Source organism: Microbacterium sp. CIAB417 (assembly GCF_022788845.1).
In genome coordinates this window covers 289,115-309,788 of sequence record NZ_JAHZUT010000006.1, presented here as the reverse complement: position 1 = coordinate 309,788, position 20,674 = coordinate 289,115, and the positions used below count along the sequence as shown (strand labels likewise).

Below are 20,674 nucleotides of genomic sequence, written 5' to 3'. Positions count from 1 at the left end.
CGTGGCCGCGGCATAGGTGTCGATGACCTTCTCGTAGCCGATCTCGTACGCGTCCTGGTAGTACTCCAGGTTGTCGTTCGTCATGAACGCCGCCGGGTAGTACACGCGACCGAGCTTGCCCTCCTTGCGGATCTCGATCTTCGACGCGATCGGGTGGATCGAGGACGTCGAGTTGTTGATGTACGAGATCGATCCGGTCGGCGGCACGGCCTGCAGGTTCTGGTTGTAGATGCCGTGCTTCTGGATGGACTCCTTCAGCTCGACCCAGTCGGCCTGCGTCGGGACGAAGTGACCGGCGAAGAGCTCCTTGACCTTGGCGGTCGCCGGCTCCCAGGCCTGATCGATGTACTTGTCGAAGAAGGCGCCCGAGGCGTAGGTGGAGTCCTCGAAGCCGTCGAAGGCCTCACCGCGCTCGATCGCGAGCTTGTTCGAGGCGCGCAGCGCGTGGAACAGCACCGTGTAGAAGTAGATGTTCGTGAAGTCGATGCCCTCTTCGGACCCGTAGAAGACGTGCTCGCGGGCGAGGTACCCGTGCAGGTTCATCTGGCCCAGGCCGATCGCGTGCGAACGGTCGTTGCCGTCCTCGATCGAGCGCACCGAGGCGATGTGGCTCTGGTTGCTCACCGCCGTCAGACCGCGGATGGCGGTCTCGACCGTCGCGCCGAGGTCGCCGCCGTCCATCGCCAGCGCGATGTTCATGGAACCCAGGTTGCAGGAGATGTCTTTGCCGATCTGGTCGTACGAGAGGTCCTCGTTGTACGTGGTCGGCGTGTTCACCTGCAGGATCTCGCTGCAGAGGTTGGACATGTTGATGCGGCCCTTGATCGGGTTGGCCTTGTTCACCGTGTCCTCGAACATGATGTACGGGTAGCCCGACTCGAACTGGATCTCGGCGATCGTCTGGAAGAACTCGCGCGCGTTGATCTTCGTCTTCTTGATGCGCGGGTCGTCCACCATCTCGCGGTACTTCTCGGTCACGGAGATGTCGCCGAACGGCACCCCGTAGACCTTCTCGACGTCGTACGGCGAGAAGAGGTACATGTCCTCGTCGTTCTTGGCGAGCTCGAACGTGATGTCCGGCACGACCACGCCGAGCGACAGGGTCTTGATGCGGATCTTCTCGTCCGCGTTCTCGCGCTTGGTGTCGAGGAAGCGCATGATGTCGGGGTGGTGCGCGTTGAGGTAGACGGCACCGGCGCCCTGGCGGGCCCCGAGCTGGTTGGCGTAGCTGAAGCTGTCTTCGAGGAGCTTCATCACCGGGATGATGCCAGAGGACTGGTTCTCGATCTGCTTGATCGGCGCACCCGACTCGCGGATGTTCGACAGCAGCAGCGCGACGCCGCCGCCGCGCTTGGACAGCTGCAGGGCGGAGTTGATGCCGCGGGCGATCGACTCCATGTTGTCCTCGATGCGCAGCAGGAAGCAGCTGACGAGCTCGCCGCGCTGGGCCTTGCCCGCATTGAGGAAGGTCGGCGTGGCCGGCTGGAACCGTCCGGAGATGATCTCCTCGACGAGGTCGATCGCGACCTGCTCGTCGCCGTCGGCGAGGGCGAGCGCGGTCATGACGACGCGGTCCTCGAAGCGCTCGAGGTAGCGCTTGCCGTCGAACGTCTTCAGTGTGTAGCTCGTGTAGTACTTGAACGCGCCCAGGAACGTCTCGAAGCGGAACTTCTTCGAGTAGGCGAGATCGTTGAGGCGCTGGATGAAGTCGAACGAGTACTTCTCGATGACGGCGCCCTCGTAGTACTCCTTCTCCACGAGATAGTCCAGACGCTCCTTGAGCGAGTGGAAGAACACCGTGTTCTGGTTCACGTGCTGCAGGAAGTACTCCCGCGCCGCCCGCTTGTCGGCGTCGAACTGGATCTTCCCGTTCGCGTCGTAGAGGTTGAGCATCGCGTTGAGGGCGTGGTAGTCGAGGCCCTCGAATGCGGGGTTCTCCTTGAAGGCCACCGTCTCGGTCACTGAAGCTTCCACCGTCGTTCCAATCCGTCGGTCACGCGATCGACATCGTCCTGTGTGCCGAAGATCTCTAGCCGATACAAGTGAGGCACGTGGCACTTGCGGCTGATGATGTCGCCGGCGAGGCAGAAGGCCTCGCCGAAGTTGGTGTTGCCCGCGGAGATCACGCCGCGGATGTGTCGCCGGTTGCGCTCGTCGTTGAGGAACCGGATCACCTGCTTGGGTACGGCGCCCTTCTCCTCCCCGCGCCCCTGACCGCCCCCGTACGTGGGGGTGACGAGCACGAACGGCTCGTCCACGACGAGGTCCTCGTCGGTGCGGTGCAGGGGGATGCGGCGAGCCGGGAGACCGAGCTTCTCGATGAAGCGCGCCGTGTTCCCGGAGACGCTGGAGAAGTAGACCAGGAGCGGCGCTGCTGTCGCGACGGCGCTCATGCGGTCACCTCCTCTCGGTCACGCCAGACGGGCGGCGAGTTCGTCGATCTTGTCGGGACGGAAGCCCGACCAGTGACCCTCGTCGGTCACGACGACCGGGGCCTGCATGTAGCCGAGAGCCTTGACCTGCTCGAGCGCCGCAGCGTCCTCGGAGAGGTCGTGGATCTCGTACTCGATGCCCTTGGCGTCCAGCGCCCGGTAGGTGGCGTTGCACTGCACGCACGAAGGCTTGGTGTAGACCGTGATCGACATATCGCTTCCCCTCAGAATCCTGTTTTGCCGGCAGACCCCCCGCCGGGAGTTCAATACTACATATAGGGACGGACATTCGGACCGACCACAAGGGATAGTAGTTACATCCGTGTAGTTTTCCACCGCTCTCCACTGATACAACACAGGTTCTCCACCGTTTCATCCACAGCCGGCGAACTTTCTCGAAGGCCTGCGAAGCGCGTCAAATCGCGGCTCGCGAACCCCCGGAGCGGATCCATCCACAGGCGGCACGCTACGCCGGGGTCCGGACATCGGATTTCCTGTGGAGAGACCGCTTCGGCGTGTCGCGGCGTGTCGCGGCATCCGACCGCTCCGAACCGCCGCGGCAGGGCGGGTACCGTTGTCTCGTGGCGGGATATCGGGACCTTCTTCGCACCCCTGGTGTGGGGCGCATGATCGCGGCGCAGCTGACCGCACGCTTCCCCAACGGCATGGCGTCCCTGGCGATCCTGCTGCACGTCGAGCAGCAGACCGGGTCGTACGGCGCCGCAGGACTCGTCCTCGCCGCGACCTCCGTCGGGCAGGCCGTCGCCGGGCCGGTGACGAGCCGCTGGATGGGCGCCTGGGGCATGCGCCGCGTCCTCACCCTCACCACGACGGTCTGCGTGGCGGCGTTCCTCTGCGTCGCGCTGCTGCCGCTGATCCTTCCCGGATACATGTTCTTCGGCCTCGTCGCCGGTCTCGCCACCCCGCCGATCCAGTCGGCCGTCCGCACGATCTATCCCAAGCTCGTCAACTCCTCGCAGCTGACGCCGCTGTTCTCCCTGGACGCCTCGCTGCAGGAGATCATCTGGATCCTCGCACCGGTGGTCATCACGCTCGTGTCCACGCAGATCGGCACGACCGAGGGACTGCTGCTCGTGGCGGCCCTCCTCGTCGTCGGCTGCGGCTGGTTCATCCTCTCCCCCGAGGTCGGCCGGGTCCGCATCCCGCGCAGCCGGCGCGCCTTCGGACGGGTCGTGCTGAAGCCGCCGGTACTGCTGGCGACCGTGATCGGGTTCCTCCTGATCGGCGCCTGCTCGGCCGTCGAGGTCGGCGTCGTGGCGACCTTCGAGCACGGCAGCATCGAGGCGGGTGTCGTCCTGGCGGTCTTCGCCGTCGGCAGCCTCGCAGGCGGCCTGTCCATGGGCCACATCCCGATCGGCCCGTGGGCCATGGCGCGCCGGCTCGTCATCGTCACGATCGGCCTCGCCCTGACGATGGTCTCGCTCAACGTGTTCTGGCTGGGCGGCACTCTGCTGATCGCCGGCATCGGCATCGCACCCGCACTGGCCGTGCTGTTCGCGATCACCACGGCCAGCGTCAAGTTCAGCGAGACCGCCGAGGCCTTCGGATGGGCAGGGACCGGTCAGCTGATCGGAGCGGCAGCCGGTTCGGCGATCGCGGGCTTCCTCGTCGACAGCACCGGCGGCGCCCGCGGCGCGTACCTCGCGGCCGTGCTGTTCGCTATCGTCGGTGTGGTCGTCGCGGTCGTGTTCGTCCGGGCCTTCCCCGACCTGCGGCACCGCGACCCGAGTCCCTTTCCCGACACCGAACCCGTGGCGGTCACCCCTTCATGAGCACTGCACCCGCCGAGGTCGTCTGCATCGGCGAGACGATGATCCTCGTCACCCCGACCGACGGCCCCCTCTCCGCGGCATCCGAAGCGTCCCTCGGGCTCGCCGGGGCCGAATCCAACGTCGCCGCCGGTCTCGCGGCGGCCGGGCACCGCGCCGTGTGGGCCTCTCGGGTCGGTGACGACCCGCTCGGCACCCGGATCGTGGACGAACTCGAGCGGCGCGGCGTCGGTCTGTGGGTCGAGCGCGATCCGCAGGCCCCGACCGGGGTGATGTTCAAGGACCCGGCCGCCGAGGGATCCTCGGTCCGCTACTACCGGCGCGGCTCGGCGGCGTCCGGCATGGCGGCGGGGATGCTGTCGACCGAGCGTCTGTCCGGCGTGCGCATCGTGCACACGACCGGGATCACGCCCGCGCTGTCCGTGTCCTGCCGCGACATGGTCGACCGCCTGTACGCGGACGCGCGCGCCGCGGGAGCCCTGGTGTCCTTCGACGTCAACGACCGTCGCGCCCTGTGGTCTCTCGAGGATGCCGCGTCCGCCCTCGCCCGCCTCGCGGATGCCGCGGACATCGCGTTCGTCGGCCGCGACGAGGCCGAACGCATCTGGGGAACCGCCACGGCGACGGCGATCCGGGCGTTCCTTCCGAACTGCCCCCTTCTGGTCGTCAAGGACGGCGACATCGGCGCGACCGCGTTCGCCGGCGACGCCGAGCCGGTGTTCGTGCCCGCTCCCGTCGTCGAGGTCGTCGAGCCGGTCGGGGCCGGTGACGCCTTCGCGTCCGGGTTCCTCGCCGCGACCCTCGAGGACCTGCCCCTCGCCGAGCGCCTGTCCGCCGGGCATGCGGCGGCTGCGCGCGTGCTGACCATCGCCGCGGACATGCCGCCCCTGTCCTGACCCGGCCGAACGACGGCCGAGGCATCGGGACGGATCAGTAGGCTGATCCCGTGGCTGCTGTGATTCTGCCCCGGCTGACCTGGGGCGCACCGGATTCCGCGAAGACCGCCCTGCTCGTGCACGGCCTCGGCTCCTCCGGGGCGCTCATGTGGCGCATCGGCGACGCGCTGGCGAACGCCGGGTGGCGAGCGGTGGCGGTCGATCTGCGGGGCCACGGCGACGCACCCCGGACGCTGGACTACACCGTGGCCGCGTACGCCGAGGACCTCGCCGCCACGCGGCCTCGACATCGCGCATCCTGGGATGCCGTCATCGGCCACTCCCTGGGAGGCGCCGCCGGCACCGTGGCCGCCGCGTCCGACGCCTCCTGGACGAAGAGGCTTCTGCTCATCGACCCGGCCATCCTCGTCGACGGGAGGGACGCGAGCATCGTCCGACGCAGCCAGGAACGCGCCTTCGCCGACAACCGGCTCGAAGCCGTCCGCGAAGAGCATCCGCACTGGCACGAGCAGGACCTCGAGCTGAAGATCGACGCCGTGGCCAGGGCCAGCGCCTGGGCGGTCGCCCAGACCAGCGCCCAGAACCAGACCTGGGACGTGCGCGAAGCCGCCGCCCGACTGGAGGTCCCGACGCATGTGATCGGCGCGGATCCGGAGGTCTACAGCCTCTTCACCGGCGACACGGCCGAGTCCGTCCTGGCCGGCAATCCCCGCATCTCGATGTCCGTCGTCTCGGGAGCCGGCCACTCACCGCACCGCGACAGGCCGGAGGAGACCATGAAGCAGATCCTGGAGGCGCTCTCATGACCACCACCGCGCGACCGGCTGATGGCCGATCGGAAATCGATCCGGCTGTCCACCTCCCCGACGACCTGCTCGAGCGCATCCGGGAACGCGCACCGATCCACGACCGCGAGAACACCTTCCCGCAGCAGGATCTCGACGAGCTGCGCGAAGCCGGCTATCTCCGCATCCTCGTGCCGGCCGAACGCGGAGGCGCGGGCCTCGGACTCGAACAGGCCGCGATCCTGCAGCAGCGACTGGCGTCGGCCGCGCCCGCCACGGCGCTCGCGATCAACATGCACCTGGTGTGGACCGGTGTCGCCAAGGTCTTCAGCGACCGCGGCGTCACCGGGCTCGAGTTCGTCCAGGACGGCGCCGTCTCCGGAGAGGTGTTCGCCTTCGGCATCAGCGAGGGCGGCAACGATCTGGTCCTGTTCGGCAGCGAAACGGACGCCTCACCCCGCCAGGACGGGGGCTACTCGTTCACCGGCACGAAGATCTTCACCTCGCTCGCTCCGGTGTGGACGAAGCTCGGACTGCACGGGCTGGACACCACGTCTCCCGACGCCCCGAAGCTCGTGTTCGCGTTCGTCGACCGCACGGATGCCGTCGTCACGAGCGACGACTGGGACACGCTCGGCATGCGTGCGACGCAGAGCAGGACCACGCGGCTGAATGGCGCCGTCGCGCGCCCGGAGCACGTCGTGCGCCGGATCGATCCCGGCCCGAACCCCGACCCGATCGTGTTCGGCATCTTCAGCGTGTTCGAGATCCTGCTCGCCGCCGTCTACACCGGCATCGCCCGGCGCGCGCTCGACCTCGCCGTCGAGACCGTGCAGCGGCGCCGATCGAAGAAGACCGGCACGACGTACAGCCAGGACCCCGACATCCGCTGGCGGATCGCCGACATGGGCCTCGCCTACGACGCGCTGCCCCCGCAGATCGCCGCTCTCGCCCGCGACGTCGACGCGCTCGCCGACCATGGCGGGCGCTGGTTCACGCTGCTCTCGGGCGTCAAGCACCGGGCCGTCTCGATGGCCAAGCGCGTCGTCGATGACGCGATCCTCACCGCCGGCGGCGGAGCGTACTTCTCCTCCCATGAGCTGTCGCGGCTCTATCGGGATGTGATCGCGGGGGCGTTCCACCCGTCCGATCCGGAGTCGGCGCACGCCACGGCCGCCACGGCGTGGCTGGGGCCTCTGGAGGACTGACCGTCACCGGCGGTCGAAGTCGAACGCCTTCAGGAGCTCGGTGACCGCCTGGTCGCGCTGGTCGCCGCCGTGCTCGAACATGTGCGTCACGTGCGTGCGCAGGTGGTTCTCCAGCAGCAGACGATTCAGGGACTCAAGGGACTTCTGGATCGCCCGGGACTGGGTGATGATGTCCATGCAGTACTCCTCGCTCTCGATCATCCGCGCGACGCCGCGCAGCTGCCCCTCGAGGATGCTCGTGCGATGCAGGGCGCGCTTCTTGATGTCTTCGATCACCCTTCGAGGGTACTCGCGTGCACCGGGGCACCGGCGTGGGAGGATGACGACATGTCGCGCACTCCCGTCGCTCTGCTCTCCCCGGCCGATCGCGACCGGCTGATCGCACTGCGCCGGATGAAGGCGGTCGCCCTCGGCGCCCTGATCGCCATGGCCGTGGCCTTCGTCCTCGCGTTCTGGCTTCAGGAGCGCTACACCTGGCTCGCGTACGTCCGAGCGGCGGCCGAGGGCGGCATGGTCGGAGCCCTCGCGGACTGGTTCGCCGTCACCGCCCTGTTCCGCCGCCCACTGGGCCTGCCGATCCCGCACACGGCGATCATCCCCACCCGCAAGGACGAGATCGGACGCACGCTCGGCGAGTTCGTGGAGACGAACTTCCTCGCCGCGGACGTCGTGAGGGAGAAGCTCTCGCGCACCCGCATCGCCGCCAGAGCGGGCGAATGGCTGCGGGTGCCGGCGCACGCCGACCGCGTCGCGGCGGAGGGCGCGACCGTCGCGTCCGCCGTGCTGGGTGCCCTGAGCGACGACGACGTGCGCGACCTCATCGGCGACCTCGCCCGGGAGCACCTCATCGAGCCGGACTGGGGGACGCCTGCCGGCGTCTGGCTGCAGCGCATCGTGGAGACCGACGCCCACCATGGCGCGGTCGATCTGGCTGTGGACAGCATCGCGACGTGGCTCGACACCAACGCCGAGTCGTTCTCAGGACTGGTCTCGCGCCGTCTGCCGTCCTGGGTGCCGAAGCTGGCGCACCGCTTCGTCGACGACACGGTGTACCACGAAGCGGTGCGGTTCGTGGGCGCCGTACAGGCCGACCCCCGGCATCCCGCACGGATCGCGATCGACGGCTACCTCGCGCGTCTCGCCGAAGGGCTGCAGCACGACGAGGCCACCAGAGCCAAGCTGGAGAACGCCAAGACGGCCCTGTTCGACAGCCCGCGCGTCGCGGCGCTCGCGGCCGAGGCGTGGCACACCGCCAAGGCGGGACTGCTGACCTCGCTCGCCGACCCGCAGAGCGGGCTGCGCGTGCGCGCGGCCCAGGCGGTGCGGGAGATCGGCGAACGGCTGACCACGGAGGAATCCCTGCAGCGCCGAGTGGACTCCTGGATCACGGATGCCGCGGTGTTCCTCGTGGACCGCTACCGCCACGACATCGCGTCCATCATCACCGACACGGTCGAGCGCTGGGATCCGGCGGAGACGACCGAGAAGATCGAGCTCATGGTCGGCCGCGACCTGCAGTACATCCGCCTGAACGGCACGGTCGTCGGAGCCCTCGCCGGCCTTCTCATCTTCACCATCGCCCACAACCTGATCCCCGGAGTCTGACATGGCGCTCTCGCACGATCCGCTCTGGCCCCGAGCCGGTTCCTGGCCTGCCCCCGACGACGCCTCGGACGCCGTGCTCCTCGGCATCCCGGCCTGGCGGACCTCGTTGTCACCCACGGGCGCGCATGCCACGCCTGCCGCGATCCGCGAGGCGCTGCGGCGCTTCAGCACGACGGTCATGGGACCTCCGCTCGTCGACCTGGCGGATGCCCTGAGGATCGCCGACGCCGGCGACGTCGCGGACGCGGACACCGACATCGAGGGTGTCGTGGCGCGCGTGCGCGCGCTGGAGCCGGCGTTCGTCGTCGCACTCGGCGGCGACAACTCCGTCACCTACCCCGTCGCCCGCGGAGCCGGTGCGACCGGCCTGATCACCTTCGACGCGCACTTCGATCTGCGCGACGGGGTCTCGAACGGATCGCCCGTGCGCCGGCTCGTGCAGGACGCTCCGGACGGCGAGCGCATCGATCCGCGACGCATCGTGCAGATCGGCATCGCGGACTTCGCGAACTCGGCGGCCTACGCACGGCGCGCCGCGGACTGGGGCATCCGGGTGATCACGCTGGACGAGCTGCGCCGGCGGACGATCGACGACGTGGTCGCCGAAGCGCTTTCCGTCGCCGGAGCGGATGCCGCGGCGCGCATCCACCTCGACATCGACGTCGACGTGTGCGATCGATCGGTCGCTCCCGGCTGTCCGGCGAGCGTCCCCGGTGGCCTGGCCGCGTGGGAGCTGCGCGCCCTGACCAGGGCCGTGGCGTCGGATGCCAGAGTCGTGAGCGCCGACATCGCGGAGGTCGACGCGACGGCGGATGCCGAGGACGGCCGGACCGTGCGTCTGGCAGCACTGTGCGTGCTGGAACTGCTCGCGGGACTCGCCGCGCGATGAGGTGAGGGTACGCCTCCGTCCCGGAGGACGCCACCCCCTTCGACGACCGCCGTACGCCGCGGCATCCTGGTGTCCCCGAACGAAGGAGAGCACCATGACCAGCGCACCCGAATCGGCGATGAAAGACAAGAACTACAACCTCGTCGCGGTGCTGGAGGCGTCGTTGCGCAACGCCTGGACCATGCAGACCTATGCCGAGGACGCGGACCGTGCCGGCGACACGGAGCTCGCGGACTGGTTCCGCAAGATCCAGCACAACAGCCTCAAAGCCGGCGAGCAGGGCAAGAAGATGCTGCTCGAGCGCCTCGAGGAGGAGGACGAGGCCGGATCATGACCATCAGCGGCACGTCGGAGACGGGCACCCTGACGGCGACCTGCGACACCTGCGGGAACGTCTACGACAAGGTGTTCACGGTCGCGCGCGGCGATCGCGTCGGCACGTTCGACAGCTTCGAATGCGCGATCCAGGCGATGGCGCCGACCTGTGCGCACTGCGGGTGCCGCATCATCGGGCACGGCGTCGAGGCGGACGCCGAGATCTTCTGCTGCGCGCACTGCGCACGTCTGCAGGGCGAGGCGCAGCTCGTCGACCGCGTCTAGCGGTTCGGAACTGCGGATGGACGACAGGGCGCACCAGCCGGCTCACCGGGCGCGACGACGCTCGGCGACGGATCCCACGCTGGTGCGCAACCAGCCGGCACTGCGGTCCTCGGACGGCACGATCTGGATCGTCGTGGCCGGCGGCTTCGCGCTCGCGTGCGCCGTGCCGCTCGTGCTGATCCTGGTCGACCCCGGCCCCTCGGCCGTGGTGGCGTGGACGACGGCGGTGCTGATGGTCGTGCTGTACGCCGCGCTCGTCGCGGCGCGGTTCCTCATCGCCGACCGCGTCCAACGCCTGAGGGTGCTGGCCGTCCTGATGCTCGTGATGGCCGCCGTGGCGCTGCTGGGACTCCTGGCGTGCGTGCTGATCGAGTGGTCGACGGTTCCACGCGTGTGATCGGGTTCCGCACGTGGATCAGGCGGGGGCGTCGTCCGCGTGGCGCGCCAGCGACCGCGCGTACCGCTCCGTCAGCTGCACCATGACATCCGGCGTGTCGCGGTCGACGCCGAAGACGTAACCGGGGAAGTCGAGCTCCTGCTGCGCCTCGGCGATCTCGTCGTGGCGGTCCGGCGGCAGCACGCGCAGCGGATCGCCGACCGCGACCCAGCCGATCGGAACGACGGCGTCCTCCGGGAGGGTCGTGCGCAGGTGCACGACCGCGTTCACGCGCACGTCGGCGCGGTCGCCGATGTGGGCGCCGTTGAACACGCGCGTGCCGGTGGCGAGGAACACCTCATCGCCGATCGTGGCGCCGGACACCGAGGCGCCAGGACCGATCAGCACGTGATCGCCGACATGGACAGGGTTGGCCGAGCTGGCGCGGACGATCGCGTTCTCCATCACGATGACGTTCTCGCCGAGCGTGATGGGCCCGCCCTCGGCGGTGATCACGGCGCCGTGCAGCACCTGGCAGTCGGGACCGATCGTCACGTCCCCCGAGATGACGGCGGTGGGCGCGATGACGGCCGTGCCGTCGATGCGGGGACGGGATCCGAGGTGCTCGTACAGCATGCCGGTCAGCGTACTCCGGCCCGAGAGCCCGCGCGCGGGGATCCGGCGATGACGCAGCCCTTCAGGATGCCGCGGCGACCGGTTCCGGGAAGATCGCGGTGAACAGCTGCGCGACCCACTCCAGCAGCGCGTCGTCCGCGGGCGGTTCCATGCCGACCCCGACCGCCGCAGGGACCAGCGGCATCGGCACGACCAGGGCCTCTCCCCCGCCGACGAGCTTCGACTTCGGATACAGCCGCTGCAGCCGGACCTTGATCGACTCCTCCAGCCGCGCCGGCGCCAGCCGCAGGTTCGAGCCCATCGCCACGACGTCCGTGAGTCCGGCCTTGGCGGCGCGGCGACGCAGGCGGGCGATCGCGAAGAGGCCCTCGACCTCTTCGGGAGGCGTGCCGTACCGGTCCACCAGCTCCTCGCGCACCAGGTCGATCGCGTCGTCCTTGGCGGTCGCCGCCGAGGCCGCCGACAGCTTCTGGTACGCCTCGAGCCGCAGTCGCTCGCTGTCGATGTAGGTCTCGGGGATGCGGGCGTCGACCGGCAGCTCCATCCGCAGCTCGGCGCCGGTCTCGGTCTCCTCCCCGCGGAACGTCGCGACGGCCTCGCCGATCATGCGCAGATACAGGTCGAAACCGACGCCGGCGATGTGACCGGCCTGCTCCGCCCCCAGCAGGTTGCCCGCACCGCGCAGCTCGAGGTCCTTCAGGGCGACCTGCATGCCCGAACCGAGGTCGTTGTTTATCGCGATGGTCTGCAGCCGGTCGGCGGCGGTCTCGCTGAGCTCCTTGCCGTCGTCGTAGAGGAAGTACGCGTATGCGCGCTCGCGGCCGCGTCCGACGCGACCGCGCAGCTGATGCAGCTGACTGAGCCCGTACTTGTCCGCGCGGTCGATGATGATCGTGTTGGCGTTGGAGATGTCCAGGCCCGTCTCGATGATCGTGGTCGACACCAGCACGTCGTACTTGCGCTCCCAGAAGTCGTCGACGACCTGTTCGAGCTGATGCTCGCCCATCTTGCCGTGCGCGACCGCGATGCGCGCCTCGGGCACGAGCTCTGCGATCTCGCTCGCGACGCGCTGGATCGACTGCACGCGGTTGTGGACGAAGAACACCTGACCCTCACGGAGGATCTCACGGCGGATCGCGGCGGCGATCTGCTTGTCGCTGCGGGCGCCGACGAAGGAGAGGATCGGATGCCGGTCCTCCGGCGGTGTCGCGAGCGTCGACATCTCCCGGATGCCGGTCACCGCCATCTCGAGCGTCCGCGGGATCGGGGTGGCGCTCATGGCGAGGATGTCGACGTTCGTCTTCATCTTCTTCAGCGCGTCCTTGTGCTCGACGCCGAAGCGCTGCTCCTCGTCGATGATCATGAGGCCCAGGTCCTTGAACATCACCTGGTCGGTCAGGATGCGATGCGTCCCGATGACCATGTCGACGGATCCGTCCAGAAGTCCCTGCAGCGTGAGTCGAGCCTCCTTGTCGGTCTGGAAGCGCGAGAGCGGGCGCACCTTGACAGGGAATCCGGCGAAGCGCTCGGTGAACGTCTCGAGGTGCTGCTTCACGAGCAGGGTCGTGGGGACGAGCATCGCGACCTGCTTGCCGTCCTGGATCGCCTTGAACGCGGCGCGGACCGCGACCTCCGTCTTGCCGAAGCCGACGTCGCCCGACAGCAGCCGGTCCATCGGGATCGGCCGCTCCATGTCGGCCTTGATCTCGTCGATCGTCTGGAGCTGATCCTGCGTCTCGGCGAACGGGAACGCCTCCTCGAGCTCGCGCTGCCAGGGCGTGTCCGGACCGAACGCGTGTCCCTTGGCCGACATCCGCGCGGAGTACAGCTTCACGAGCTCGACGGCGATGTCGCGCACCGCCTTGCGGGCCCTGCCCTTCGCGGCCGACCAGTCGCTGCCGCCCATCTTCGACAGCACCGGCGCCTCTCCGCCGACGTACTTCGACAGCAGGTCGAGCTGATCCGTCGGGACGTACAGCTTGTCGCCCGGGTAGCCGCGCTTGGACGGCGCGTACTCGAGCACGAGGTAGTCGCGCGTCGTCTTCGCCGCGTTGCGCCCTCCCGTGGACACCTCGCGCTGGGTCATCTCGACGAAGCGCGCGATGCCGTGGGTGGAGTGCACGACGTAGTCGCCCTGCTTGAGCTGAAGCGGGTCGACGACGTTCTTGCGACGCGACGCGAGCTTCTTGACCACGCGCTGGTCGCCGCCGATCGTGCGGCCGTAGAACTCGTTGTCGGTGAGGACGGCGAGCCGCGCCTCCGGCACCTGGAATCCGCTCTCCACCGCCCCGGTCACGAGCGTCACGACGCCCGGAGCCGGCTCGTCGACGACATCCTCGAGGATGCGGGCGGCGACGCCGCGGTCGCCGAGCACGTCGAGGGCGCGCTCCACCAGCCCCTGCCCCGAGGCGATGACGACGACGCGCCAGCCGTCGGTCACGCGCGCCTCGACGAACGCGATCGCTCCGTCGACGTTGCCGTGGAAGGACGGGATGATCGACGCGTCGATGTTCTCGGCATCGGTGTCGTCCGTCGCGAACGGGCTGAGCCGCCAGAAGACGCCGTCGCGCTCCGCGACGATCTCGCGCAGCTGCGCGACGGTGAGGAAGTCCCCCGCCCCGAGGTCGATCGGCGCCGACGCGCCGGAGGTCGCCGCGCTCCATGCGGCGTCGAGGAACTCGCGGTTGGTCTCCCCGAGGTTCTGCGCGCGCGCCGCGGAGCGCTCGGGGTCGACCAGCGCGATCGCGGATCCCTTCGGGAGGTACTCGGCGAGCGACTGGAGGGGGCCGGCGACGGCGGGGAGCAGCGACTCCATGCCCTCGACCGGGATGCCCTCGGCCATCTTCTCCAGCATCCCGGCGATCGCGGGGAACGCGCCGACGAGCGCCCTGGCGCGCTCGCGCACATCGGCGGTCAGCAGCAGCTCGCGGCTGGCGGGCAGGTCGACGCGCTCGACGTCGCCGGGCAGCGAGCGCTGATCGGCGACCGAGAAGGCGCGGATCTGGTCGACCTCGTCCCCGAAGAACTCCACGCGGTACGGATGCTCGCTGACGGCGGGGAAGACGTCCAGGATGCCGCCGCGGACCGCGAACTCCCCGCGTCGCGACACCATGTCCACGCGCGTGTACGCCCGCTCGACGAGCTGCTCCACGGCCTGCTCGAGTTCGATTCCGCGCGCGCCCGTGACGAGTTCGAGCGGCGCCGCGTCGCCAAGGTTGCCGGCGATCGGCTGCAGTGCGGCGCGCACCGAGGCCGAGACGACGAGCGGCCTCTCGCCGCTCCAGGTGGTGATGCGCCGCAATGTGTCCAGGCGTCGGCCGACGGTGTCCGGGCTCGGGCTCAGCCGCTCGTGCGGCAGCGTCTCCCAGGCGGGGAAGTCGAGGATCTCGGCATCCGGGAGATACGAGGTCAGCGCCTGTGCCAGCGACTCCGCTCGGCGGCCGGTCGGTGCGATGACGAGCAGCGCCGCCGGATGCCCGGCACGCGCACGCCGGTCCAGCAGCCCGGCCAGCGCCGGGGCGTCGAGTCCGTCGACCAGACCCAGATCGGCGTCGGTCTGCGCCCAGGTGAGGGCATCGCGGTACAGAGACGCCTCTTCCAAGGCGCGCAGAATCCCCGGAACAGTCACCGGACAAGCCTACGCCGCCCCTCCGACACTGGACTGTCGTCAGGTCCCGGTCCCGGAGACCCGTCCCCGGAGACCTCTCCTCATTGTCGAGACCTCTCGTTGATCACGTGAGTAGAGCGGGGTTTCGAAAACAAGACGGGGTCTGGCGCCAACAAGACGGGGTCTCGTGACGACACGACGGGGTCTCACGACGGCACCACCGGATCGGCGATGACGACACGGGTCCCGCGCCTCTCCCGCGCCCGGAGACCTCTCGTTGTTGTCGAGACCTCTCCTGATTCACGTGATCAAGGCGGGGTGTCGACAACAAGACGGGGTCTGGCGCCAGCAAGACAGGGTCTGTTGACGACAAGACCGGGTCTGGGTCCGGGTCCGGGACAGGATCCGCGATCCGCATAGGATGCCGGGATGGAACCCGCGATCCTCACCACCGACCGCCTCGGGCTGCGCGCTCCGACGGCATCCGACATCGATGCGATCGCCCAGGCGTGCCAGGATCCGGAGATCCCACGGTGGACCACCGTTCCCAGCCCCTACACCCGCGAGCACGCCGAGGACTTCATCGGCATCGTCGCGAAGGGCTGGGCCGAGGAGGGCGAGTTCGTCTGGGGCATCCGCGCCGACGATGTGCTGGTCGGGATGATCGGCCTGCACAACGTGAACGCCCACCCGGCGGGAACGGACGCCGAGATCGGGTTCTGGATGGTCGCCGATTCCCGTGGACGCGGATACCTCTCCGAAGCCGCCCGCGCGGTCGTCGACTGGGCGTTCGCCGATCGCGGGATGGTGCGCCTGGGCTGGCGCGCCGTGGCCGGCAACGTGCCGTCGGCGCGGACGGCGCGGTCGCTCGGTTTCCACTACGAGGGATTCCAGCGGCTCGCACTGACCAGTCCCCGCGGTCGCGACGACGGCTGGTTCGCCGGATTGCTGGCGACGGACGACCGGACGCCGGTGGCCTGGCCCGTGCTGGACTGATCCGTCCCGGCGCACCGGCCGCATGTTGTCCCCGGTGCGACCATCCGTCTGACCCCGTCCGGGGCGCCGACCCGCCCTGGGACCGCCCGCACGGTACGCCGACTTCCGGTCGCGACACTCTGGTGCCGGCGTGTTGGTGCCCCCGCAGGTCGACACGCCGCGGGCGCATCCGTGCCATCCGGAAGTTCGGGCGTCTGGAGGGGTGAACAGTCGGCAGGCGGAACGGGAGACGATGCCCGACGGAGGAGGACGGGGGTGACGATGTCGGATGCCGGTGACAGGATGGCCTCATGCCCGAGATGCCGGAGGTCCAGGGTCTCGTCGACTTTCTCGGCGAGCGCGCCGTCGGCCATGCGATCCTGCGCACCAGCGTCGGCGCGATCGCGGCGCTGAAGACGTTCGATCCGCCGAACACCGCCCTGCACGGCACGACGATCACAGGCGCGGCGCGGCACGGGAAGTTCGTCGATCTCACCTGCGGCGACGATCTGCATCTCGTCTTCCACCTCGCGAAGGCGGGCTGGCTGCGCTGGTACGACGAGCTGCCGACGACGCTCATCAAGCCCGGGAAGTCGCCGATCGCCCTGCGCGTCGCCCTCGACGACGGCAGCGGATTCGATCTCACCGAGGCGGGGACGAAGAAGTCGCTCGCCGTGTACGTCGTCCGCGATCCCCAGCAGGTCCCCGGCATCGCGAGGCTCGGACCGGATCCGCTCGAGGAGGCCTTCACGCGAGACGTCCTCGCCGGCCTGCTCGCAGGCAGGCGGACGCAGATCAAGGGGCTCCTGCGCGATCAGGGGGTGATCGCGGGCATCGGCAACGCGTACTCGGACGAGATCCTGCACGCCGCGCGGATGTCTCCCTATGCGATCGCCGGCACGCTCGAGGACGCCGAGATCGACCGGCTGTTCGCGGCGATGCAGGACACGCTGCGGGATGCCGTGGCCGACGCCTCCGGCAAGCCGCCTGCCGATCTCAAGGACGCCAAACGCGCCGGCTTCCGGGTGCACGCACGGCGCGATGAGGCGTGCCCCGTGTGCGGGGACACCGTCCGCAGCGTCTTCTTCGCCGATCGATCGCTGGAGTACTGCCCGACCTGCCAGACCGGCGGCAAGGTGCTCGCCGACCGCCGCCTCTCACGGTTGCTGAAGTGACGGCCGCCCGACACGGAATGAAATCCCTTCAGATGCGTTGAGTACACTCAGAGCATCAACGTGCTCCGGGGTCGGTGAGAATCCGAACCGGCGGTGACAGTCCGCGAACGTCCTTCAGAGGACGCCGATCCGGTGGAACTCCGGAACCGACGGTGATGCGAGGGAGACCTCGCTAGTCCGGATGGGAGGCAGCACGATGCGCGCACGCGCGCATTCCGCCACCCCTGGAGCCTTCACGAAGGACGACGGATGGCAGTGACCGAGGCCGAGAGCCGGGCGATGACTCGCGCCCTCGAGCTCGCCCTCCGTGGCCCGCGCGGGCAGAACCCGCAGGTCGGGGCCGTCGTGCTCTCATCCGAGGGCGAGGTCCTCGCCGAGGGCTGGCACCGGGGCGCGGGCACTGCGCACGCCGAGGTCGACGCGCTCTCGAAGCTTCCGGCCGGCTCCGCCCGCGGGGCGACGGCGGTCGTCACCCTCGAGCCCTGCAACCACACCGGCCGCACGGGTCCGTGCGCGCTCGCTCTCATCGAAGCCGGCGTGAGCCGTGTCGTCTACGCGCTGGAGGACCCCGGCGCGGTCTCCGGCGGCGGCGCCGAGCGGCTGCGCGCCGCCGGCGTCAGCGTCGAAGCCGGCGAGCAGGCCGACGCGGCGCGCGCACTCATCGGCGACTGGCTGATCGCCCAGCGTCTCGGCCGCCCGCACGTCACGGTCAAATGGGCGCAGAGCCTGGACGGGCGAGCGGCGGCCGATGACGGCACCAGTCAGTGGATCACCGGCCCGGACGCCCGGGCGGACGTGCACCGTCGACGCGCACAGGCCGACGCGATCGTGGTGGGCACCGGCACGCTGCTGGCGGACGACCCCGCCCTCACGGCCCGGGCGGACGGCGCGCTGCTCCCCGACCAGCCGGTTCCCGTCGTGATCGGTTCACGGCCCGTTCCCGCGGATGCCGCGGTGCACCGCCACCCGCATGACCTGCTGCGCTTCGAGACCCGCGACCTGCACGCCGTCCTCGCCGATCTGCACGCCCGAGGACTGCAGCGGGTCTTCGTCGAGGGCGGGCCGACGCTCGCGAGCGGCTTCGTCGCCGCGGGTCTCGCCGACGAGATCCTCGCCTATGTGGCCCCTGTGCTGCTGGGCGGCGGCCGGCTCGCACTGACCGACATCGGCGTGGACTCGATCACGCAGGCCCGCAGGCTCCGGGTGTCCGAGTGGGTTCCGCTGGGCGCGGACCTGCTCGTCATCGCGCACCCGCTCGACACGGACATCGCCCAGGAAGAAGGAATCTGATGTTCACCGGAATCATCACCGAGATCGGCGAGATCACCGCGATCGCGCCCTCCGGAGACGGCTGGCGGCTCACGGTGCGCGCGCCGGGTGCCGCCGCCGACGCCGTGCACGGAGAGTCCATCGCCGTCTCCGGCGTGTGCCTGACCGTGGTCGACTCGACCCCGGACACCTTCGACGCCGACGTCATGAAGCAGACCCTCGACGTGTCGGCACTGGCCGCGGCATCCGTCGGAACCCGGGTCAACATCGAGAAGGCGATGCCGGTCGGCGCGCGCCTGGGCGGCCACATCGTGCAGGGGCACGTGGACGGGATCGGCCGGATCGCCGAGGTGCGCCCCGGCGACCAGTGGAGCGTGCTGCGGATCTCGCTGCCCGCGGATCTCGCGCCCCTCGTGGTCGACAAGGGCTCGATCTCGATCGACGGCACCTCGCTGACCGTGAGCGCCGTGAGCGAGCCCGGAGCCGAAGCCGCCTGGCTCGAGGTCTCCCTCATTCCCGAGACGCTCACGGCGACCACCCTCGGTCACCGCGTCGTCGGCGACGTCGTCAATCTCGAAACGGACATCCTCGCCCGCCACGTCGAGCGCCTGCTCGCGTTCCGGGCTGACCCGGAAGGAGGCTCGCGATGAGCCTTGCCACCATCCCCGCGGCCCTCGACGCCCTGCGCGCCGGCCGCCCCGTCATCGTCGCGGACGATGAGAACCGCGAGAACGAGGGCGACGTCATCCTCTCCGCCGAGCTCGCCACTCCCGAGTGGGTGGCCTGGACGGTGCGCTGGTCCTCCGGGTTCATCTGCGCTCCGATGCCCGCCGACCTCGCCGACCAGTTGAACCTCCCCCCGATGGTGGAGTCCAACGAGGACGCGCGCTCGACCGCGTACACGGTCAGCGTGGATGCCGCAGAGGGCGTCACCACGGGCATCAGCGCCCACGATCGCGCTCACACGCTGAACGTCCTGGCGGACCCCTCGTCGACGTCCACGAGCATCATCCGTCCCGGTCACATCCTGCCCCTGCGCGCCGTCGACGGCGGTGTGCGCGAGCGCAGCGGACACACCGAGGCGGCCGTCGAGCTCATGAAGCTCGCGGGCCTGCGTCCGGTCGGCGCGATCGCCGAGGTCGTCGCCGAGGACGGCAGCATGATGCGTCTTCCGGGACTCATCGAGCTCGGCGCACGCGACGACGTTCCGGTCATCACGATCGAGCAGCTCGTGGCCTACCTGGACGAGGTGGATCCGCGGGACCCTGCGGCCCCGGCATCCGGAACCGGCAGGCGGCGGGTGAGCCTGCGGGCGGACGCCACCGTCCCGACGGAGCACGGCACGTTCCGCTTCCTGGCGTACAAGGACCGGATCACCGGCACCGATCACATCGCGGTCGTCAAGGGCGAGCCCGGCGACACCGCCCTCGTGCGCGTGCACTCCGAGTGCCTGACCGGCGAGGCGTTCGGCTCGTTGAAGTGCGAGTGCGGGCCCCAGCTGGATGCCGCGCTGGAGGCGATCGAGCAGGACGGCGGAGTCGTCATCTACATGCGCGGCCATGAGGGGCGCGGCATCGGCCTGATCAACAAGCTGCGGGCCTACAGCCTGCAGGAGGAGGGCCTCGACACGGTCGACGCCAACCTCGCGCTCGGGCTTCCCGCCGACGCCCGCGAGTACGCGGCCGCCGCCGGCATCCTCAGCGACCTCGGAATCTCGAAGGTGCGTCTGCTGACCAACAACACCGACAAGGTCAACCAGCTGCGCGAACTCGGTCTGGACGTCGTCGAGCAGGTGCCGCTGATCGTCGGCGTCGGCCCGAACAACCACCAGTACCTCGAGACCAAGCGCGACCGCATGGGACACATCATCGGAGAGGCGGAGCTCGCCGAGGCTCTCGCGAACGGAAAGGACCACCACGCATGAGCGGCGCAGGAGCTCCCACCCCCCAGGCCCCGATCGACGCGACGGGGCTGAACGTCGTCATCATCGCGGGCACCTGGCACGACACCATCACGGACGGCCTGATCGCGGGTGCCGAGCGCACGCTCAACGCCGCGCACGCCACGCATCGGCTGGTCCGGGTTCCCGGCTCCTTCGAACTGGCGCTCGCGGCACAGGCGGCGTTCGCCGGCGGAGCTGACGCGGTGGTCGCCCTCGGCGTCATCATCCGCGGCGGCACACCGCACTTCGAGTACGTCTCGGCGGCGACCACCGACGGGCTGACCCGGGTGTCGCTGGACGCCGGCAAGCCCGTCGGGTTCGGGGTGCTCACTCTCGACGACGAGCAGCAGGGTCTGGAGCGGGCCGGTCTTCCGGGCTCGAAGGAGGACAAGGGTGCCGAGGCCGCGGATGCCGCGATCCGCACGGCGGTCCTGGTGAAGCAGCTGCGCGCCTGACGCCCGGTCAGGTCAGGTAGACCTACCTGGCGCG

The 20,674-nt window shown here is 69.6% G+C and carries 21 protein-coding genes and 1 riboswitch; of the genes, 15 read left to right on the top strand and 6 right to left on the bottom strand.

What is annotated here, in order from left to right; translation table 11 throughout:
- The 3 genes from nrdE to nrdH all read right to left on the bottom strand — a co-directional run.
- Nucleotides 1-1,962, bottom strand: a 1,962-nt coding sequence (gene nrdE, locus KYX17_RS25025) for a class 1b ribonucleoside-diphosphate reductase subunit alpha (protein ID WP_308220945.1), incomplete at its 3' end; no start/stop codon positions are given.
- Nucleotides 1,959-2,393, bottom strand: a complete 435-nt coding sequence (nrdI, locus tag KYX17_RS25020; RefSeq protein WP_243230877.1) for a class Ib ribonucleoside-diphosphate reductase assembly flavoprotein NrdI — start codon at nt 2,391-2,393, stop codon at nt 1,959-1,961. The genes nrdE and nrdI, both read right to left, overlap by 4 nt.
- Before the next feature lie 18 nt (nt 2,394-2,411).
- Nucleotides 2,412-2,645: a glutaredoxin-like protein NrdH gene (gene nrdH / locus KYX17_RS25015; RefSeq protein ID WP_120228032.1), complete on the bottom strand. Its 234-nt coding sequence runs from the start codon at nt 2,643-2,645 to the stop codon at nt 2,412-2,414.
- Nucleotides 2,646-3,013: 368 nt separating this feature from the next.
- Here nrdH and KYX17_RS25010 point away from each other — a divergent pair, with 368 nt between their 5' ends.
- Genes KYX17_RS25010 through KYX17_RS24995 form a run of 4 tightly spaced genes read left to right on the top strand, consistent with a single transcriptional unit; the run spans nt 3,014 to nt 7,111 of the window.
- The gene (locus KYX17_RS25010; protein ID WP_243230868.1) at nt 3,014-4,225 is read left to right on the top strand and encodes an MFS transporter; all 1,212 of its coding nucleotides are present in this window, start codon (nt 3,014-3,016) and stop codon (nt 4,223-4,225) included.
- The gene (locus KYX17_RS25005) at nt 4,222-5,118 is read left to right on the top strand and encodes a sugar kinase (protein ID WP_243230866.1); all 897 of its coding nucleotides are present in this window, start codon (nt 4,222-4,224) and stop codon (nt 5,116-5,118) included. Before KYX17_RS25010 ends, KYX17_RS25005 begins: the two co-directional genes overlap by 4 nt.
- A 50-nt stretch (nt 5,119-5,168) precedes the next feature.
- Entirely contained in the window at nt 5,169-5,924 is a 756-nt protein-coding gene (locus KYX17_RS25000; RefSeq protein ID WP_243230864.1) for an alpha/beta fold hydrolase, read from the top strand.
- Complete coding sequence (locus KYX17_RS24995; RefSeq protein WP_243230863.1) at nt 5,921-7,111, top strand: acyl-CoA dehydrogenase family protein; 1,191 nt, start codon at nt 5,921-5,923, stop codon at nt 7,109-7,111. Before KYX17_RS25000 ends, KYX17_RS24995 begins: the two co-directional genes overlap by 4 nt.
- A gap of 3 nt (nt 7,112-7,114) precedes the next feature.
- Here KYX17_RS24995 and KYX17_RS24990 read toward each other — a convergent pair whose 3' ends face one another.
- Nucleotides 7,115-7,387, bottom strand: a complete 273-nt coding sequence (locus KYX17_RS24990; RefSeq protein WP_243230861.1) for a metal-sensitive transcriptional regulator — start codon at nt 7,385-7,387, stop codon at nt 7,115-7,117.
- 51 nt (nt 7,388-7,438) lie between these two features.
- Between KYX17_RS24990 and KYX17_RS24985 the strand changes: the two genes are divergently transcribed.
- The 5 genes from KYX17_RS24985 to KYX17_RS24965 all read left to right on the top strand — a co-directional run bounded on the left by KYX17_RS24985 (nt 7,439) and on the right by KYX17_RS24965 (nt 10,602).
- On the top strand, nt 7,439-8,716 hold the full coding sequence (locus tag KYX17_RS24985; protein WP_243230859.1) for a DUF445 domain-containing protein: 1,278 nt from the start codon (nt 7,439-7,441) through the stop codon (nt 8,714-8,716).
- A 1-nt stretch (nt 8,717) separates the two neighbouring features.
- Nucleotides 8,718-9,605: an arginase family protein gene (locus KYX17_RS24980; RefSeq protein WP_243230857.1), complete on the top strand. Its 888-nt coding sequence runs from the start codon at nt 8,718-8,720 to the stop codon at nt 9,603-9,605.
- Between the two features lie 94 nt (nt 9,606-9,699).
- Complete coding sequence (locus KYX17_RS24975; RefSeq protein ID WP_243230856.1) at nt 9,700-9,939, top strand: hypothetical protein; 240 nt, start codon at nt 9,700-9,702, stop codon at nt 9,937-9,939.
- Nucleotides 9,936-10,205: a hypothetical protein gene (locus KYX17_RS24970; protein WP_243230854.1), complete on the top strand. Its 270-nt coding sequence runs from the start codon at nt 9,936-9,938 to the stop codon at nt 10,203-10,205. The genes KYX17_RS24975 and KYX17_RS24970 overlap by 4 nt, the downstream gene beginning before the upstream one ends.
- Before the next feature lie 16 nt (nt 10,206-10,221).
- A complete protein-coding gene (locus KYX17_RS24965) occupies nt 10,222-10,602 on the top strand; it encodes a hypothetical protein (RefSeq protein ID WP_243230853.1) in 381 nt (126 codons plus the stop codon).
- Nucleotides 10,603-10,620: 18 nt separating this feature from the next.
- Here KYX17_RS24965 and KYX17_RS24960 read toward each other — a convergent pair whose 3' ends face one another.
- Entirely contained in the window at nt 10,621-11,217 is a 597-nt protein-coding gene (locus tag KYX17_RS24960) for a gamma carbonic anhydrase family protein (protein ID WP_243230852.1), read from the bottom strand.
- A gap of 61 nt (nt 11,218-11,278) precedes the next feature.
- A complete protein-coding gene (mfd, locus tag KYX17_RS24955) occupies nt 11,279-14,845 on the bottom strand; it encodes a transcription-repair coupling factor (protein ID WP_243230847.1) in 3,567 nt (1,188 codons plus the stop codon).
- Between the two features lie 408 nt (nt 14,846-15,253).
- Here mfd and KYX17_RS24950 point away from each other — a divergent pair, with 408 nt between their 5' ends.
- The 6 genes from KYX17_RS24950 to ribH all read left to right on the top strand — a co-directional run bounded on the left by KYX17_RS24950 (nt 15,254) and on the right by ribH (nt 20,640).
- Entirely contained in the window at nt 15,254-15,820 is a 567-nt protein-coding gene (locus KYX17_RS24950; protein WP_243230845.1) for a GNAT family N-acetyltransferase, read from the top strand.
- Nucleotides 15,821-16,110: 290 nt separating this feature from the next.
- Complete coding sequence (locus KYX17_RS24945) at nt 16,111-16,974, top strand: Fpg/Nei family DNA glycosylase (RefSeq protein WP_243230843.1); 864 nt, start codon at nt 16,111-16,113, stop codon at nt 16,972-16,974.
- 56 nt (nt 16,975-17,030) lie between these two features.
- A riboswitch (FMN riboswitch) is annotated at nt 17,031-17,173 on the top strand.
- Between the two features lie 50 nt (nt 17,174-17,223).
- Entirely contained in the window at nt 17,224-18,264 is a 1,041-nt protein-coding gene (gene ribD, locus KYX17_RS24940) for a bifunctional diaminohydroxyphosphoribosylaminopyrimidine deaminase/5-amino-6-(5-phosphoribosylamino)uracil reductase RibD (RefSeq protein WP_243230842.1), read from the top strand.
- Nucleotides 18,264-18,893 carry a riboflavin synthase gene (locus tag KYX17_RS24935; RefSeq protein WP_243230839.1) on the top strand — a complete coding sequence of 210 codons (630 nt, stop codon included), beginning with the start codon at nt 18,264-18,266 and terminating at the stop codon, nt 18,891-18,893. The genes ribD and KYX17_RS24935 overlap by 1 nt, the downstream gene beginning before the upstream one ends.
- Nucleotides 18,890-20,167: a GTP cyclohydrolase II gene (gene ribA, locus KYX17_RS24930; protein WP_243230837.1), complete on the top strand. Its 1,278-nt coding sequence runs from the start codon at nt 18,890-18,892 to the stop codon at nt 20,165-20,167. Before KYX17_RS24935 ends, ribA begins: the two co-directional genes overlap by 4 nt.
- Nucleotides 20,164-20,640 (top strand): 6,7-dimethyl-8-ribityllumazine synthase, encoded by a 477-nt coding sequence (ribH, locus tag KYX17_RS24925; RefSeq protein ID WP_243230835.1) that lies wholly within the window; start codon nt 20,164-20,166, stop codon nt 20,638-20,640. The genes ribA and ribH overlap by 4 nt, the downstream gene beginning before the upstream one ends.
- Nucleotides 20,641-20,674: the final 34 nt, after the last annotated feature.